We start from the raw sequence: 16,652 nt of genomic DNA on the forward strand, positions 1-16,652 counted from the left end.
TCAGAACCTTATCAGCGTGCGGAAGTAGAGCTGCGTCGCGCGCAGCGGCTCGGAGAACTGCCCGTCGGGCTGGGTGGTGATGCGGCGGGCGAGCTCGACATCGACCTGCACCGTGTCGGCGACGATGGTGCGCACGCCGCCGCCCCAAGAGGACAGGCGCCGGTCCGCATCGGTATCGAGGTTCTGGTAGGCCCAGCCCATGTCGCGGAAGAGATAGAACTGCGACCAGCCGCGATTGTTGCCGAGCGCGGGCTCGGCCGGGATCTCGTAGGCGAGGTCGAGCTGGAGCTCGAGCGCATAGCCGTAGCCGTAGTCGCCCGTCACCTGGCCCGAATAGAAGCCGCGGCCGAGGCGGTTGCCGCCGAGATAGTATTTCTCGGCATTCGGCAGCACGTTGGCCGACCATTGGCCGTTCACATAGCCTTGGAAATTGATCATCGCCCCTTCGAAGGGCGAGAAGATCGGCTGCACGCGTTGGTACTCGCCGGTCCATTTCGTGAAGTCGAACTCGCTGCCGATGCGCGTCGCGCGCGGATCGTCATTCGCCGTGGCGTCCCAGTCGATGACGCCCTGATGTGCGCGGAACCCGCCCTGGTTCGTCGCCGGCGGGAAGAAGGGGATGAAGCTGTCGAGCGCCTGGCCGTCGAAGCCGCCGCGCACCGCCCGGATGTGGTCGCGGCCGGCGAGCGAGCGCCCCGAAGGCGTGCCGACGCCCGTGTAGGTCGTGCTGTCGAACATGTCGAACTGCCCGACCGCCCAGAGATTGGCGGGGCGCGACCGGATGATCGGGTAGCTCGCGACCACGCCGGCAAGGGAAGTCTCGCCATTGTAGCCGATCTGCGCGAGCTGGCCGGACGGCAGCGTGTTGCCCATGCCGGCATAGACGCGCAGCTTGAGGCCCGACCCGCCGATGAAGGTTTCGAAGCTCGCCTGGGTGAACCACTGGGTACCCTGTTCGGAGCCGAACAGCGTCACCTCGGTGCGTTCGCCGAACTCGCTGAGGGAGTTGAGGCCTGCGACGAGCAGCGCCTCCCACGGGCCGGTCAGATTGTAGGCGCGGTTGTCGACGTTGAAATAGCCGCTGACGGCGGAGCGCGTGACCTGCGCGATCAGGCGCAGCGCGCCGGGTTCACCCTGGATCGGCTGCAGCACGCCGCGCACGCGCACGCCCGGGACATCGGAGGCCAGCAGCAGCGCGCGTTCCACCGCGGCGGTGGAGATCGGACGTTCCTCCTTCACTCTCTCAAGGAAGCGCAGCACCTGGGTACCGGCAGGGCCGATATCACCGTCCAGGCGGACCTCGGCGACATAGCCCTCGGTGATCGCGAAGCGCACCTCGGCGCGGCCGTCGGCGCCCGGCACCAGCGCCGCGGCGACCGATACGAACGGATAGCCGGCGCGGCGATAGGCGCCGAGCAGGGCGAGGCGGGTATCCTCGATGCGGGACAGGGCGATGGTCTCGCCCTCGATGGGCGACAGGATCGGGCGAAGGTCAGCGATATCGAGCGCGGTGTTGCCCTGCACCGTGGCGATGCTGATCGCGACCTGCTGGCCCTCACCGGGGCCGCGGCGCGCCTCGGGCGGTGGCGGCTGGGTGCGAGGGGACAGGGAGGGCGCGGTCGGCGGGAGGATTCGGTCCTGCAGGTCGACCGGCGGGGGCGGCGGGCGTGGCACGGTCACCGGTACCTGCGCCAGCGCCGTGCCGGGCAGGGTCAAGCCGATGGCTAGCGCCAGGCCATGGGGGACCCGGCGTGGGGACGGAAACTCGGTCTGGGCCACGCGCGGAACACTCGGTTGGAAAGTTGCATACAGATAGCCTGAATCTCACAGAAATGAACATTTGATTGATGAATTCGGGTTGATTCCGCGTGATATGGACCGCTTCTGCAACTTTCCCGTGCGTGCCGCATCATGGGGCGAGGGTGACCACCTGCACTCGCCGGTTGCGGATTTCCCCCTGTCCGTCGGGGGTCGGGACGAGCAATTGGGTCTCCCCGTAGCCCCTGGTTTCGAGCCGCGCCGGATCTATGCCGAAGCGGGTGACGAGGGCGTCGCGCACGGCTTTGGCCCGGCGTTCCGACAGCGCCTGGTTCATCGCCATGCCACCGACGGTGTCCGTGTGACCCTCGATGCGGAAACGGACGGTCGTGAGGGGCTCGGTTCCGAGCGCGCGGGCGAGGGAGGCGACCAGCGCCTGGGATTCCGGCGTCAGGGCGTCAGAGCCCGTCGCGAAGACGATCATGAGCGAGACCGCACCCTGTCCCGGCTGGGCGGTCGTGCGGGCATCGACGCCCGGGACGGGAGGCGCGGTCTCGCTGGTGGGGGGCGTGCCGCCCTGACCCTGGATGCGCAGGCCGCGCGTCAGGTTCCGCACGATGCTGTCGGCGACCGGATCGGGGCTGGGCTGCGCGGCCACCGGGCCGCCGAGCAGCATGGCCATCAGCATGAAAGCCGGGCGGATCGGGTGCATCCTGCTCTCCTCCTGAGTGTTTGGATGGGAGGCTACACGATTTGTCGGGCGGCTGGGGGCCGATGGTCGGCCGAAACGCGAAATCGCGGAGGCGGCGCGGCAGCCCGCGGGTCCCGCACCGCAGGGACCGCCATGCGCCGCCGTGTCACCGGGAGTTGTGGGGCAACCGCGTGTCTCGCCGTCGCGGCGGTGCGCGGTCCGGGCGATGCCGTGTGGCCTGACGCAGCGGCGCGGGCTTCTCGGTCGCCCGGCGGTGACCGATCGGCTCGGGTGGCGTAACCTGTCGTCATGGAGGCCTTTGCCGACTTCATCCCCCCCATGCCGCCGCGCGCGGCGCGCGAGCCCTCGGCGCTGGCCGGGTTATGGAACGCGCGACGGGACGTGCTCTCGATCTTCCCGGCCGATGCCTATCGCCGTCAGGTCTTCACGACGCGGCTGCCGGGGCGGCTGATCCTGGTCGCGAACGCGCCGGAGGTCGTGCGGGACATCTTCATCACCAAGCACGAGACCTACCAGCGGAAGTCGCGATTCCTCGAGGACGCACTGCGTCCGGTGGTGGGTGGGTCCTGCTTCATCGCCTGGGGCGATGACTGGGCCGAGAGGCGCGAGGCGATCTCGCCGCCGATCCATCCTTCGGGTCTCGGTCAGTTCCACCCCTGCTTCCTGCAGGCGGCCGAGGCCTGCGCAGAGTCCTTCGCCCGGGCGTCCGGTCCGGTCGATGTCGCCGCCGCCTACGCCGCCGCGATCAGCCATGTGCTGTTGCTCGCCGTGTTCGGGAACCTGGCGACCGCCGAGGAAGCCCGCGCCATCGCCGAGACCTTCACCGCCTATCAGGAGGCGGCGGAGGTGGTCGATCTGCTCGGCCTGATGGGACTGCCGGATGTGTTCGGCTGGCTGACGCGGCGGCGGGCGCTGCGTCTTGCGGCCGAGTTGCGGGGATGCGTCGCGCGGCTGCTGGAGGCTGCCGGGCCGGATGGCGGGACACCGCTGCTGAAGGCCCTGCGCGCCGCGCGCCGTGCCGACGGGACGCCGGCGCTGAGCGGCGAAAGGCTGCTGGACGAGGTGGTGATGTTCCTCCTCGCCGGGGCCGAGGGGGCTGCGATCACGCTGACCTGGACGACGATGCTTGCCGCGCTGCACCCGGCCACGGCGGACCGCATGGCCGCGGAACTGCCCGGGGACGTGTCGGATCTGTCGGCGCTGATGGCGCTGCCCTTCACCCGTGCCGTGATCCAGGAATCCATGCGGCTCTATCCGCCCGTTGCCGTCTTTGCGCGCCAGGCAATTCAGCCTGACCGTATCCGTCGCTGGGACATCCGCAGGGACGACATTGTGCTCGCCATTCCCTGGCTGCTGCATCGGCATGAGCGACTGTGGGAGGCGCCGAACGCCTTCCGTCCCGAACGCTTCCTGGGCGAGGCGGCGCGCCAGCGGCCGCGCTTCGCCTATCTGCCCTTCGGCATCGGACCGCGTATCTGCGCTGGTGCGGCCTTCGGGATGGCGGAGGTCACCGTCTTCGCGGCGGTGCTGTTCCGGCGGTTCCGGTTCTCGCTGGCGCCGGGATTCATGCCACGGCCGAACTGCCGGCTGGCGCTGCGGCCGAAGGGTGGCATGCAGGTGGTGATCGCGCGGCGGTGACGGGCCCGAGAGGGGCGCCGCCCCTCTCCGGACCTCACCTCGCCACGGGATTCCATTGACATTGCTGCGCAAACTCAACGGGGACCCATAGGCCCGAGGCCGTTGCAGACCGTCACCCTGCACCGGGCGCTGCCGCGGTGATTCATGCCGACGGTTGCCCTCGTGCGCGGCACGCAGCGCGGCGACGCAACACCAGCGTCTCGTTCCGCGCCACCAAATTCCACCTTCCCCACCGCGATACCGCGCCGCACTCTGACACCGTAGGGAATGGAGTGCGGGCGATGGCGGAATACGATCTCGCGGTGCGCGGCGGGCAGGTGGCGACGGGCTTCGGCACGGTGCGTTGCGATGTCGGCGTGAAGGGTGGCCGTATCGTCGCGCTTGCCGAACGCATCGTCGATGCCGCGCAGGTCATCGAGGCCGACGGGCTCCTGGTGTTGCCGGGTGGCGTCGATTCCCACTGCCATATCGAGGAGCCGGCGCGGGGTGGCTATGCCAGCACCGGTGCGGCCGAACCACCCATCACGGTGAACGAGGAAAGCTTCGTGACCGCCTCGGCGTCCGCCTTTGCCGGCGGCACCACCTCGGTCGTCTGCTTCGTCCCGCAATGGAAAGGCTTCGGGGTGTGGGAGCGCTACACCGACTACCGTGCCCGCGCGGCCAAAGGGATGCTGGATCATTCCTTCCACCAGATCATCAGCGACCCGACCGATGTCGTGATGGATGAGGAAGTGCCGCGGGTGGTCGCCGAGGGCGTGCGGAGCCTGAAGGTGTTTCTGACCTATGAGCCGCTGCACCTGTCGGACGGCCAGTTCCTGCGTGTGCTGACCAAGGCGCGCGAGCTCGGCTGCCTGGTGACGGTGCATTGCGAGAATTACGACGCCATTTCCTGGCGCACGGCCGAATTGCTGAAGCACGGCATGACGGCGCCGAAATACCACGCCTGGTCGCGCCCGCCGATCGTCGAGCGCGAAGCGACGCATCGCGCCATCGCGCTGGCGGAGCTGGTGGACCAGCCGATCCAGGTCTTCCACGTCTCCTGCGCCGAGGCGGCCGAGGAGATCGCGCGGGCCCAGGCGCGCGGCGTGAAGGTGTGGGGCGAGACCTGCCCGCAATATGTCGCCCTGACCGCGGAGGACATGGATCGTCCTGGCTTCGAGGGAGCGAAGTTCATGTGCAGCCCGTCCCCGCGCACGAAGGAGGAACACGCGCGCATCTGGGAGATGATCCGGCGCGGCACGCTGGACGTGGTCTCGTCCGACCATTGCGCGTTTTCGTATGAGGGCGACAAGGGCAAGCGGCAGAACGGGTCCGATGCCGTGTTCCGCGACATCCCGAACGGCATTCCGGGCTTCGCCGTGCGAATGCCGATCCTGTTCAGCGAAGGCGTGTCGAAGGGGCGGATCACGCTGGACGAATTCGTGCGGCTGACCAGCACTAATCCGGCGCGGCTGATGGGCCTGGCGCCACGGAAGGGCATGATCGCGGTCGGGGCGGATGCCGATCTGGCGCTGTGGGACCCGACGAAGAAGGTCACGATCACCAATGCGCTGATGCAGCACGCGATCGACTACACGCCCTATGAGGGGATGGAGGTCACCGGCTGGCCGGTCGCGACCATCCGCCGCGGCGTGGTCGTGATGCGCGATGGCACGGTGCAGGCGGAACCCGGCACGGGGCGCTTCCTGCCGCGCGGGCCCTATGACTTCATCCGCCCGCGCGGGGTAACGCCGAATGGGTTCGATCCCGCCCCGCCGAGGTGATCAGGCGGTCCGGACGACTTCCATCAGGCCGAGCTGCTGCAGATCCTCGACCGTGACGTCGCTGCGCGGCGCGGCGGCGAGCCATTCCAGCGTCTTTACCCGCGCCAGGTCGACCTTGCGTTGGCCGGGACCGGGATTGCGCGGTGCGGGCGTGGCCTGCATCACGCCGCGCCCGCTCCATCGCAGCATCGTACTCCAGATTTCGCGAAAGCGGGCAGGCGGGCGGCGTGGGTCGCAGGTGCCGGATACGCCGCGGGCCTCCTGCTCCAGCCGCAACCCGCCACCATCCGGCACGATGCGGACGGAAAGATACGCGGCCTCGTTGCACATCGGGGTTTCGCGGGCGCGCAGCGTCTCGATTGCCAGGATGCGCGCCGTGCCGTCATCCTCCTGTCCGATGACCGCCTGCAATTCCTGATAGACGCCGGTACCGGTGTTGCCTTCGAAGGCCGCGAGCACGACTTGGCGGCCGCGCAGCGGGAGCACGGCGAAGACGCGCCCGTAGCCATACCAGGAGGTGAATCGGAACACCGTCTCCGGCGCGCCGGTGCCGCTGAAGCGGACGGACAGGCTGCGGCCGAGTTCATCGACGGAAGCGTGCAGCATCGCCGCCGGTGCGCCGGGCCGCAACTGCACCGGGCGCGGCGTGCGCAAGGCCGGCGGCTGCTCCTGCCGCCGCGCTTCGGTCGCCGTGCCGGGGCGCGCGGCAAGCAGGGCGGGCAGCGCGAGGATCAGGCGGCGCGAGGTCATGGCAGACTCCCCTGGGATTGGCCGCGGCAGCGCAGCGCCGATCGTGCCTGCCCGCGCTGAAACCCTTCGCGTCACAGCCGCGTGGGCACCTGCGCGATCGTCTCCTCCGCCGCGTTGGCGAAAGCGAGGCGCAGATAGCGGTCCTGGCCTGGCCCGAAGAATGGTCCCGGCAGCCCGAGCAGGCCGCGCTCCACGGCGAGCGTCTCGGCCATGGCGACCGCCTCCGGTGCGTCTTCAGGCAGGCGGAGATAGGCGAAGTAGGCGCCGAGCGCATCGAGCCGCCAGCCGGGAAGCTGCGCGGCCGCGCGGCGGAAGGCTTCGGCGCGCCCGGACATCAGGTCGCGATTGGCAATGCGCCAGTCGCGCAGGGCTTCCACGCCCCAGGCCAGCGCCGTCTGCGCCGCCCGCGGGGCGCAGATCTGCATGGTGTCGAGCGCCTTCATCAGCTCGCTGCGGAAGGCCGAACCCGAGGCGATGGCCGCGACCCGGTGCCCCGGCACGCAATAGGCCTTGGAGAAGGAATAGAGGTGGATGAAGCCCTCGCCCCAGTCGCGATCGGCGAACAGCCCATGCGGCGGCGACTGCGACGGCGCGAGGAAGTCGCGATAGGTCTCGTCGATCACCAGCCAGGCGTCGTGCTTTCGGGCCAGGGCGGCGAAGCGGGCGATGACCTCAGGCGGATAGACCGCGCCGGTCGGGTTGTTCGGGCTGACCAGCACGATGGCTCGCACGCCGGCCATCAGCGCCTCGGCGCGGGCGGGATCGGGGATGAAGCCGTCCTCGGCGCGGCATTCCAGCGGCACGCAGGGAATGCCGAGTGCCGTCAGAGCCATGCGATGGTTGAAGTACCAGGGGGAGGGCAGCATCACCGCCTCGCCGGCGCCGGCCAGTACGGTCATCGCCATGGTGAAGGCGAGGTTGCCGCCTGAGGTGATGGCCACCGCATCAGTCGGCACGCGGGCGCCGTAGAAGGCTGAGATGTCGGTGGCCAGAGCCTCGCGCAGGGCGGGTTCGCCGTCGATCGGGCCATAGGTCGCGGCGGCGCGGCCGCCGGCGGCCTCGGCGAGCTTCGCGAGCAGGTCCGGATGTGGCGGGTAGCCGGGGACGGCCTGGGTCAGGTCGAGGATTGGCCCGGCCGCGCCGGTGTAGCGCCCCGCCCAGGCGCGGACGGCGGGGATGGGCGGGTTCTGGGTGTCGCGGATGCGCGGGGAAAGCAAAGGCATGGGGCGCGGACCCTTCCAGCATGGCCGCCCGAAGTCCAGCCCTGCTTGACGGGTTCGCGCGATTGGCTGGAAGCTTGGCGCCGAGATGAACGTGATCGCGCATCGCCGGGACCGACGTCGCCCTTGCCATGGAGGCTACGGCGCGTGGGGCGTTGTGCGGTTGCGAGGGTGACGGGAACCATCCTCACCTAGATCCGGCAACCATCTCGATCAGCCGATGAGCCTCCGCGACGGACGTTGCGGGGGCTTTCTGCATTCTGGAGCCCATGAAACCATGACCAACGACGCCGAAGCGGAGCTGCCCGTGCGGATGCAGCTCGATGCCTACAATGCCAGGGACATCGAGGCCTTCATGCGCTGCTGGGCGGATGACTGCGAATGCCGCGAGTTTCCCGACACGCTTCTCGCCCGCGGCGCGGCGGAGGTGCGGCGCCGGCATGTCGCGCGCTTCCAGGAACCCCACCTGTTCGGCGAACTTCTGGCCCGCTTCTCAGTCGGTAACCTCGTCGTCGACCGGGAGCGCGTGACGCGATCCTTTCCCGACGGGCCTGGCGAGGTCGAGGTGATCGCGATCTACCAGGTTGAGGGCAGCAAGATCCTGAGGGCCTGGTTCAAGAGCGGCCCGCGCCTGTCCTGACGCGGTCGCCACCCCTTCGCAACGGCGTGCCGGGAGAGGCGAAAGCCTTCCCGGCACGACGATCACTCCATGAACCAGCCGTGGCTGACCACCAGCGACTGCCCCGTCAGCGCCTTCGACCCGAAGGAGGCGAAGAACAGGGTCGCCTCGGCCACGTCCTGGACGGTGGTGAACTCGCCGTCCACCGTCTCGCCGAGCATCACCTTCTTCACCACCTCCTCCTCGGAGATGCCGAGTTCCTTGGCCTGCTCGGGGATCTGCTTGTCGACCAGCGGCGTGCGGACGAAGCCGGGGCAGACGACATTGGCGAAGACGCCATGCTCGGCGCCTTCCTTGGCCACGACCTTGCAGAGGCCGAGCAGCCCGTGCTTCGCCGTGACATAGGGCGCCTTGAGCTTCGAGGCTTCCTTCGAATGCACCGAGCCGGTGTAGATGATCGAGCCGCCGCGGCCCTGCTTGTACATCTCGCGCAGGCAGGCGCGGGTGGTCAGGAAGGCGCCATCCAGGTGGATCGCCATCATCAGCTTCCACTTGGCGAAGTCGAACTGGTCGACCGGGGCGACAATCTGGATGCCGGCATTACTGACCAGGATGTCGACGCCGCCGAAGGCCTTCACCGTCTCCGCCACGCCGGCATCGACCGCCTCTTCCTTCGTCACGTCCATCGCGACGGCGAGGGCGACGCCGTCACCGCCGAGCTCGGCTGCCGCCGCCTTGGCGGCGTCGAGGTTGAGGTCGGCGATCACCACCTTGGCGCCTTCGCGCACGAAGGTCTTGGCGATTTCCTTGCCGATGCCGCTCGCCGAGCCGGTGACGATCGCAACCTTGTCCTTGAGACGCATGGTCCGCTCTCCGTATGTGTTGGCGGTAATTCGAGCATGATCGGTTCACCAATCACGCTCCAACCTGTTGTCAATTCGCGTGATTCAGACCTCCGGCGCCTGCGCGCCTTCGGTCATCACGCTCTAGGCGAGGTAGTCGTGCACGACCTCGCCCAAGCCGAGGGTGAGGTCGGCGACGAGATGGGTGGCCGAGACCACCTCCAGCACCGGCAGCTCGGCGATCGGGGCAAGTGCGTGCGGGAACAGCGACAGCGCCGCGGGCCCGGTCCAGGCGCCCTTCAGCGTCACGTCCTGCAGGTAATATTCCACCAGCTCGCAGATCCGCGCCGTGCCATCCACATGCGGGATGATCTTCAGCAGGTAGTTGGGCGTGGCGAGCGAGGCCAGCACCGCGGCGTGGTCCGCCTCGCGATGCTTGTAGCCCATGGTGCCGGTCGCGACGCGCACGGGGCCGTAGTCCAGCGTGCCGACGAGCGTGTCGATCTCCGCATGCAGCGTCGGGTTGGCGAGCTTCTTGGGGAAGCCCCACAGCTCACGCCCGCCCGCGATGGGCGGGTGGTCGTTGAGGAACATGCAGTGGGTGTAGCCGCCCTTCTTGCCCTTGTAGCTGACGGGAATGACTTGGCCGGTCTCGGTGTAGTCGCCGAAGCCGGTGGAATCCGGCATGCGGATGAATTCGTACTTCACCAGCGGTTCCGTCACCTCGAGCGGCGCGGGCACGACGGCGCGCAGCTTATCCATGTCGGTGCGGTAGGTGATGATCATGAATTCGCGGTTCACGAAGCGGTACGGCCCGACCGGATAGGCCGGGGATGTGAACGGCATGGCGAAGGCGTGCTTGCGGATCTCGTCTTCGGTCATTGCGGGCTTCCGTGAGGGGTGGCGGGAGGGAGCGAAGAAGGTCAGCCGTAGCTGGACTCGCCCTGGTCGTAGATCGCGACGATCTGCTCGCCGGAGGGGCGTTCGAGCGCCTTCGGATCGCGCAGGGTCCGCACGGCGTCCTGGTAGCCGCATTCCCAATGTTCGCGCATCGACAGGCGGGAGAATTCGTAATCCTTCGAATCGCTTTCGAATTGCCGCGACCGGTAGATCAGGTGGACGATGCGATGCACGGTGTCAGTTGCGACCCGGGACAGGGTCTGGACCTCGGGCGAATCGAGCAGCTCGGGCGGCACCTTCCCCAGAAGCGTGCGCAGCGCGCCGCGCAGGTGATGAAGCTGCGCGATCTGGTCGGTGACGAGGCGTGTGCGGCTGGAATACTGGATTTCCTTCTGCCGCATCGCGACCTCGGACAGGTCGCGCGGAAGCTGGCCGCGGGCCGACCACAGGTCGATCTGGAAGGCGATGGTGTCGCGCAGCGGCCGCGCATCCGCGATCCATTGCAGCGGCGTGTTCGAGACGAGACCGCCATCCCAGTAGAACTCGCCGTCGATCTCGACCGATGGAAAGCCGGGCGGCAGGGCGCCGGAGGCCATGACGTGCTCGGGCCGGATCTCGTCGGTGCGGGTGTCGAAATAGACGAAGTTGCCGGTGCGGACGTTGACTGCGCCGAGGCTCAGGCGCGGCGAGGTCTCATGGTTGATGCGGTCGAAATCCGCATGGGCGAGCAGCGTCGCGCGCAGCTTGGCGGTGTTGTAGTAGCTCGTCGCCTCGGCGCTGCCCGGCGGGTGCAGATAGGGCGGGGGCAGGCGCGGGTCGAAGAAGCCCGGCGCACCGTTGAACAGGGCCTGGGCCGCATGCAGCCCGTTCACCCAGCGGCGCATGTCGCTGCCATGGGGCGGCGTGTCGAAGGCCGAGTCCCAGGCGCCGCCGAGCAGGCCGCCGGCCGGTGCGCTCACGCTTTCCCAGAAGCCGCGCAGGGCCGGGATCCGATCCTCCGGCGCATTGCCGGCGATGATCGCCGAGTTGATGGCGCCGATCGAGATGCCGGCGACCCAGGTCGGTTCGATCTCGGCCTCACAGAGCGCCTGGTAGACGCCGGCCTGATAGGCGCCAAGGGCTCCGCCGCCCTGCAGCACGAGGGCGACGTTCTCATAGGGCAGGCGGCCGATGCCGCGGTGGGTGCGTCGGAGCATGATGCGGGGCAGCATAGCCCAGCATTCTTTTCGCGACATGACCTGGATTGGCCATGACGCGGATTGATCATGCGGCCTCTCCGGCCGGGCGGCCGGTCACATGGCGCCAATGGTGCCAGAGGAGCCGGGCCGCGAGAGACCGCCAGGGGGACCAGGCCTGCGCCATCGCGGCCAGCGCCTTCGGGTCCGGCCGCGCCGGCAGCGATTTCAGATGAGCCAAGCCGGCGGCGAGCGCCACGTCGCCTGCCGGGAAGACATCCGGCCGCTCGAAGCCGAACAGCAGATGCACCTGGGCGGTCCAGGGGCCGAGGCCGGGAATGGCCGAGATCGCCGCCACCGCCGCCGCATCCGACATCGCCCGCAGGGTGGGGACGTCGAGCCGCCCCTCGATCACCGCCACGGCCAGGGCGCGGACATGGGCGACCTTGGGGCGGGATAGGCCGGCGCCGCGCAGGTCTTCCTCGGACAGGGCGAGCAGCCCGGCGGGATCCTGCGCGCCGGGCAGGGCGGAGAGCCGCCCCCAGATCGCCGCGGCGGCCTGGTTGCTGATCATCTGACCGCAGATGGTCCGCAGCAGGCCGGCAAAACCGGGGTCGCGGCTGCGCCAGGGCAGCGGGCCGGCTGCAGCCTCGATGCCGTCGAAATCCGGGTCGAGGCGCGTCAGTTCGACAATACCCGCCCGCGCCCAGTCGGGCAGAGGGGGGGAGGCGGCGGGGGCCTGGATGCGAGGGGGGGAAACCCCCGCCGCCCCGGAGCTGCGTCCGGGGGAAGTGGAAGACGCTGGGCTCCTGGAGGAACGAGATGGGATGTCCATGGCCGCCACGAAGCCCTCGGCGCGACGGAATTGCAACGCAGGGCAACCGTTCGGGCGCCTGTTACGCATCGAAACCTCTTGCCCCCATGTAACGGCGCCGCTCCGCGCTATTGTAACAGAGCCATGGAACCCGTCCCGCACATCCTGGTCGTCGACGACGACCGCGAGATCCGCGAATTGCTCTCCCGTTTCCTTGAAAAGCAGGGCATGCGCGTTACGGCAGCGCGCGATGCGCGGGAGGCGCGGCGTGTCTGGCCACTCGGCCGCTATCACCTGGTGGTGCTCGATCTGATGATGCCCGGCGAGCCGGGACTCGACTTCGCCCGCTGGCTGCGTGGCCAGTCCGATGTGCCCATCGTCATCCTGACCGCGATGGGGGAGGAGACGGACCGGATCGTGGGCCTGGAGCTCGGCGCCGACGACTATGTCGCCAAGCCCTTCAACCCGCGGGAGCTGCTGGCGCGCATCCGCGCGGTGCTGCGCCGCGCAAGCGGCGAGGGGCCCGCCAAGGAACCCCCGGCCAAGACTATCCAATTCGCCGGCTGGACGCTGGAGCCGAGCCGACGGCGGCTGTTGAACCCCGATGGGGCCGAGGTATCCCTGACCGGCGGCGAATACGAGCTGCTGCTGGTGCTGGTGGAACGGCCCAACCGGGTGCTGACCCGCGACATGCTGATGGACCTGCTGCGCGGCCGCCAGGCCGGGCCCTTCGACCGGGCGATCGACGTCGCCGTCTCCCGCCTGCGCCGCAAGCTCGAGGATGACGGGCGGAACCCCAGCCTGATCAAGACGGTGCGTGGCGGCGGCTATGTGCTGGCGGCGACGGTGGAGCGTGGCTGACGGCACCATCCCGCCCGCCGCCGAGGTGCGGCCCGCAGCGCCCGTCGCCGAGCCGCGCCGTCGCGGCTGGCCGGCGAGCCTCGGCGGCCGCACCGCATTCTGGCTGATCCTGGCGCTGATGCTGGTGCAGGCGGCGGGGTTGACCATCCATGCGCTCGACCGGGTTGACCTGCAGCGCTTCATCCAGGCGCGGGAGATTGCCGGGCGGGCCTTCGGCGCCTGGCGCACTGCCGTGCTGGCGCCGTCCGATCGGCGGGAACAGATGCTCTCCGACCTGGACCTGCCGGAGGGGCTGAGCGTCGAGCTCGAGGACCATCCCGCGGTGCGGAGCGGCGCGCCTCCACCGCCGCCCGATGTCGTGCGACTGTTCCGGCTTGACCTGCTGAATTCCGGCCCGCAGCGCCTGCGCCCGCGGGAGGTGCGGCTCGGGCCAGACCTCCCCGGCGGGGTGCGGGTGGCCATGCGCCTGCCGGATGGGCAATGGCTCAACATCCGCATCCGCATGCCGCCGCCGCGGCCCTGGCATTCCACCACCTTCCTTGCCGCCTTCGTGCTGATGACGGTGGCGGCGATGCTGCTGATCCTCGGTGCGGTGGCGCGGCTGATGAGGCCGGTGCGGCTGCTCGCCGCCGCGGCCGACCGGCTGGGCCGTGATGTGAACGCCCCGCCGATGGACGAGACCGGCCCATCCGAGGTCGCCACCGCCGCCCGCGCCTTCAACCTCATGGCCGAGCGCATCCGCCGCTTCGTCGCCGATCGCACGCAGATGCTGGCGGCGATCGGGCACGACCTGCGCACGCCGATCACCCGGCTGCGCCTGCGTGCCGAGTTCATGGACGACGACGAGCAGCGGCGGAAGATGCTCTCCGACCTCGACGAGATGGAGCAGATGATCGCGGCGACGCTGGCCTTCGCGCGCGACGATGCCGCCGCGGAGCCGGCCTCGCCGCTGGACCTTGCCGCGCTGTGCCGCACCGTGGCGGATGAGGCGGCGGATGCCGCGCCCGAATGCGCGGAGGCTGTCTGCTATGATGGCCCTGAGCGGCTGACGGTGCGCGCACGGCCGGTGGCGATGAAGCGCGCCGTCGCCAATCTCGTGACCAATGCGCTGAAGTATGGCGGTGCGGCGCGCATCCACCTGTCGCGCGCCGAGAACGGCCTGGTGCGTCTGGTGATCGAGGATGACGGGCCGGGCATTCCGGAATCCGAGCTCGAGGCGGTCTTCGCGCCCTTCCGGCGGCTGGAGGGCAGCCGAAACCGGGAAACCGGAGGCACGGGTCTCGGCCTCACCATCACGCGGAACATCCTCCGCGCCCACGGCGGGGATGTGGTGCTGCGCAACCGGGCGGGTGGTGGACTCAGCGCCATCGCGACCTTGCCGGGATGATGGCCGGGGCCGGTGCGCGGCATGCCTATTGCGGCAGGGCGCGTCGTCCGGCTCCGCCTGTCCTGCGCTGTGAGGGGGGCGCGATGATGCGCCGGGCAATCGCACCCGGGAGGGCCGATGAGGTTCCGGTCAGTGGGACCGGCAGCCGCCCGCCTCCCCGTGCCGGATCGGCGCGCCATGCTGCCGTGCCGGCACGAAGGGGTGGGGAGGCAGGCATGGTCCGGTCGCGGATGGGTCTCGCCCTGGCGGCGGCGCTGCGCGCCGCCCCCGCCTGGGCGCAGATGGGCCCGGCCGAGCCGGCGCCTGATTCAGGCGCGGCGGTGGGGGGAGTGGGCGCTCGCCCTGTTCGAGCGCATCTGCATCGCGGCCCTGCTGCGGCACGAGCCGCCGGATGCGGTCGCTGCTGAAGAACTGGCCGGATCGCCCCGCATCCCGCCGGAGCACCTGCGCGCGAATACTGCGGCGCGCGAGACCGCCGGCTGGCGTGTGCGCGGCCGCTCGGCCTCCTTCACCCTCATGCTGCTCGAACCCGGCACGCAATGCGCCGTCTATGCCGAGGGCGTCGATCCCGCCGCCTTCCTCGATGCCGCCGAGCAGCCCATGCTGCGCTGGGATGCGCTGCCGGGCTGGCTGCGGCAGCCGCGGCATTCGGCCTCGCCGCGGCCGTTCGGCATGCTGTCCTTCCGCCGGTCGCGCTACCGTCCCGACCAGTCATCCAGGGCACCGATGGCGCATATCGTGGCGTCGGCGGCGGATCGCCGCGACGGGCGGCTGAACACGGCCGTCATCTCCACGGGCATCGACACCGCACCTTCGCCATAGGGAGCCGCGGCCATAGGCATGCGATGCGTTGCCCGGCATCCCCGCCCTATCGTTGACGACCGCGCCGTTCCAGGAGCGGCCCGAGGCTAGCGCGGGGATGGCGTCCGCCCTGGCGATGGCGGGCGGCAGTGCCATGGGACGTGTCCGGCGCGCTTCCGTTGGCGGGAAGCGTGCGCCCGGCGGCGACCTCCGCTCAATCATTTCGCGACGGTCGAGCGCTGGCTATTCGGGCTCGCCGGCCAGGATGATCTGGTCACCCGACAGCGTCGGGGTAATGCGCGCACCATCTATCAGCGCGCTGTTGCCGGGCAGGACTTCGACGACCGCGGACGACTCCGGCCGACGCAGGAGGATGCGTGCTTCGGCGGTGTCCACGCCCGCCGGCAGGGCGAGTTCGGTCCTGCCCGGGATGGGCAACTCGACGTCCGGCAGGGCGATGTCCTGCGCGGCCCGGCCGCGGCGCACGCGAACCTCGACTGTCCCGGTCACCCAGCCGCGCCAGCGATCGACCAGCGGCCCGCTGCGCAAGGTGTAGCGCGCCGTCACGCTGCGCGACTGTGGTTCGTAGGCGAGGGTGACGGCCGAGGCATTGGACGCGCTGCGCACGCGGAAGGTGGCGGAGACGAAGGATTCGTCCGCTGCGAGGCGATAGGCTGTGCGCTGAAAGGTCCGGCTCTGCGGCAGCAACCCGTGCTCGCCGAAGCTGGCGGAGAGGTCCGCCGTACGCGTCTCCTCGGCGTCGGCCGCGGGCAGTCGCAGCGCGACGGACAGACGCTCGCGCCGCAGTGTCGACGTGGCCCGCGCGGCGGTGGGTGCCGGCACGACGCGCACCAGCATGCGCATCCGGTCCACCGCCTCCAGGCCACGCAGCATGACCGTTACCGAGAGCAGATACAGGCCCGGCCTCCGCGGAACGAAGCTCTGGCAGGCGGAGAGCGTCAGCAGGGAAGGGTCCTGCGCCGAGAAATCCTCCGGCGTCTGGCAGGGCTGGGCGGCGTTGAGGGGGCCGGAGCGCATGACCGTGGTCGGGCCGATGATGCTCCAGGTCGCGTAGTCGGCGCCCGGCGCATCGATGCGGCAGGATACGCGGCGGCCGACGGGAAACTCGGCGATGGGCGTGACCTGCCCCTCCTGGGCGAGGAGGGCAACCTCGCCGCCATCCTCGGACTCTCCTGCGCTGCAGGTGAGAGCCTGGACGACGGGCGGGTAGCCCGCGCTGACCAGGCCCAGCCCGAATTGCACGGCGACCACGGCCGTGCCGCCGGCGAAGGCGGCCACGGAGGCGATGGTGAGGGAACGGACGGCGGCGCGGCTTCGCCGTCGCGATGGTTCGGGCGTGGACATCGCCGTCACTATCCCGAGTGGCTGCAAGCCCTGGCAAGGCAATGTCC

At 69.8% G+C, this 16,652-nt stretch carries 15 protein-coding genes; 6 read left to right on the top strand and 9 right to left on the bottom strand.

All coding sequences use genetic code 11. From position 1 onward, the window contains the following. Positions 1–1,779 carry a ShlB/FhaC/HecB family hemolysin secretion/activation protein gene (locus KPL78_RS24170; RefSeq protein WP_219765536.1) on the bottom strand — a complete coding sequence of 593 codons (1,779 nt, stop codon included), beginning with the start codon at positions 1,777–1,779 and terminating at the stop codon, positions 1–3. 130 nt (positions 1,780–1,909) lie between these two features. Continuing rightward, positions 1,910–2,470, bottom strand: coding sequence for an OmpA family protein (locus tag KPL78_RS24175; protein WP_219765537.1), 561 nt, complete (start codon positions 2,468–2,470; stop codon positions 1,910–1,912). Positions 2,471–2,758: 288 nt separating this feature from the next. On the opposite strand from KPL78_RS24175, the gene KPL78_RS24180 reads away from it, so the two are divergent. Continuing rightward, positions 2,759–4,108, top strand: a complete 1,350-nt coding sequence (locus tag KPL78_RS24180; RefSeq protein ID WP_219765538.1) for a cytochrome P450 — start codon at positions 2,759–2,761, stop codon at positions 4,106–4,108. Positions 4,109–4,389: 281 nt separating this feature from the next. Continuing rightward, positions 4,390–5,871 (top strand): dihydropyrimidinase, encoded by a 1,482-nt coding sequence (gene hydA, locus KPL78_RS24185; RefSeq protein ID WP_219765539.1) that lies wholly within the window; start codon positions 4,390–4,392, stop codon positions 5,869–5,871. Here hydA and KPL78_RS24190 read toward each other — a convergent pair whose 3' ends face one another. Together KPL78_RS24190 and KPL78_RS24195 are read right to left on the bottom strand one after the other, a co-directional pair. After that, positions 5,872–6,621: a hypothetical protein gene (locus tag KPL78_RS24190; RefSeq protein WP_219765540.1), complete on the bottom strand. Its 750-nt coding sequence runs from the start codon at positions 6,619–6,621 to the stop codon at positions 5,872–5,874. 71 nt (positions 6,622–6,692) lie between these two features. Next, positions 6,693–7,844: an aminotransferase gene (locus tag KPL78_RS24195; protein ID WP_219765541.1), complete on the bottom strand. Its 1,152-nt coding sequence runs from the start codon at positions 7,842–7,844 to the stop codon at positions 6,693–6,695. 274 nt (positions 7,845–8,118) lie between these two features. On the opposite strand from KPL78_RS24195, the gene KPL78_RS24200 reads away from it, so the two are divergent. After that, entirely contained in the window at positions 8,119–8,481 is a 363-nt protein-coding gene (locus KPL78_RS24200; protein WP_219765542.1) for a nuclear transport factor 2 family protein, read from the top strand. Positions 8,482–8,543: 62 nt separating this feature from the next. Here the strand turns inward: KPL78_RS24200 and KPL78_RS24205 are convergent, their stop codons facing one another. The 4 genes from KPL78_RS24205 to KPL78_RS24220 all read right to left on the bottom strand — a co-directional run bounded on the left by KPL78_RS24205 (position 8,544) and on the right by KPL78_RS24220 (position 12,281). Further along, positions 8,544–9,323: a 3-hydroxybutyrate dehydrogenase gene (locus KPL78_RS24205; protein WP_219765543.1), complete on the bottom strand. Its 780-nt coding sequence runs from the start codon at positions 9,321–9,323 to the stop codon at positions 8,544–8,546. Positions 9,324–9,446: 123 nt separating this feature from the next. Continuing rightward, positions 9,447–10,184: an acetoacetate decarboxylase gene (locus KPL78_RS24210; protein WP_219765544.1), complete on the bottom strand. Its 738-nt coding sequence runs from the start codon at positions 10,182–10,184 to the stop codon at positions 9,447–9,449. Positions 10,185–10,225: 41 nt separating this feature from the next. Continuing rightward, a complete protein-coding gene (locus tag KPL78_RS24215) occupies positions 10,226–11,413 on the bottom strand; it encodes a patatin-like phospholipase family protein (protein ID WP_219765545.1) in 1,188 nt (395 codons plus the stop codon). Positions 11,414–11,465: 52 nt separating this feature from the next. Next, complete coding sequence (locus KPL78_RS24220; protein WP_219765546.1) at positions 11,466–12,281, bottom strand: DNA-3-methyladenine glycosylase family protein; 816 nt, start codon at positions 12,279–12,281, stop codon at positions 11,466–11,468. A 54-nt stretch (positions 12,282–12,335) separates the two neighbouring features. Between KPL78_RS24220 and KPL78_RS24225 the strand changes: the two genes are divergently transcribed. From KPL78_RS24225 to KPL78_RS24235, 3 genes are all read left to right on the top strand, one after another. Next, positions 12,336–13,052: a response regulator gene (locus KPL78_RS24225; RefSeq protein WP_219765547.1), complete on the top strand. Its 717-nt coding sequence runs from the start codon at positions 12,336–12,338 to the stop codon at positions 13,050–13,052. A gap of 118 nt (positions 13,053–13,170) precedes the next feature. Next, the gene (locus KPL78_RS24230) at positions 13,171–14,439 is read left to right on the top strand and encodes an ATP-binding protein (RefSeq protein WP_255569408.1); all 1,269 of its coding nucleotides are present in this window, start codon (positions 13,171–13,173) and stop codon (positions 14,437–14,439) included. A 177-nt stretch (positions 14,440–14,616) separates the two neighbouring features. Continuing rightward, complete coding sequence (locus tag KPL78_RS24235; protein ID WP_219765548.1) at positions 14,617–15,261, top strand: hypothetical protein; 645 nt, start codon at positions 14,617–14,619, stop codon at positions 15,259–15,261. A gap of 222 nt (positions 15,262–15,483) precedes the next feature. On the opposite strand, the gene KPL78_RS24240 is transcribed toward KPL78_RS24235, so the two are convergent. Further along, the gene (locus tag KPL78_RS24240; RefSeq protein WP_219765549.1) at positions 15,484–16,605 is read right to left on the bottom strand and encodes a hypothetical protein; all 1,122 of its coding nucleotides are present in this window, start codon (positions 16,603–16,605) and stop codon (positions 15,484–15,486) included. Positions 16,606–16,652 lie beyond the last annotated feature (47 nt).

This window comes from Roseomonas alba (assembly GCF_019430885.1).
Lineage (GTDB): Bacteria > Pseudomonadota > Alphaproteobacteria > Acetobacterales > Acetobacteraceae > Neoroseomonas > Neoroseomonas alba.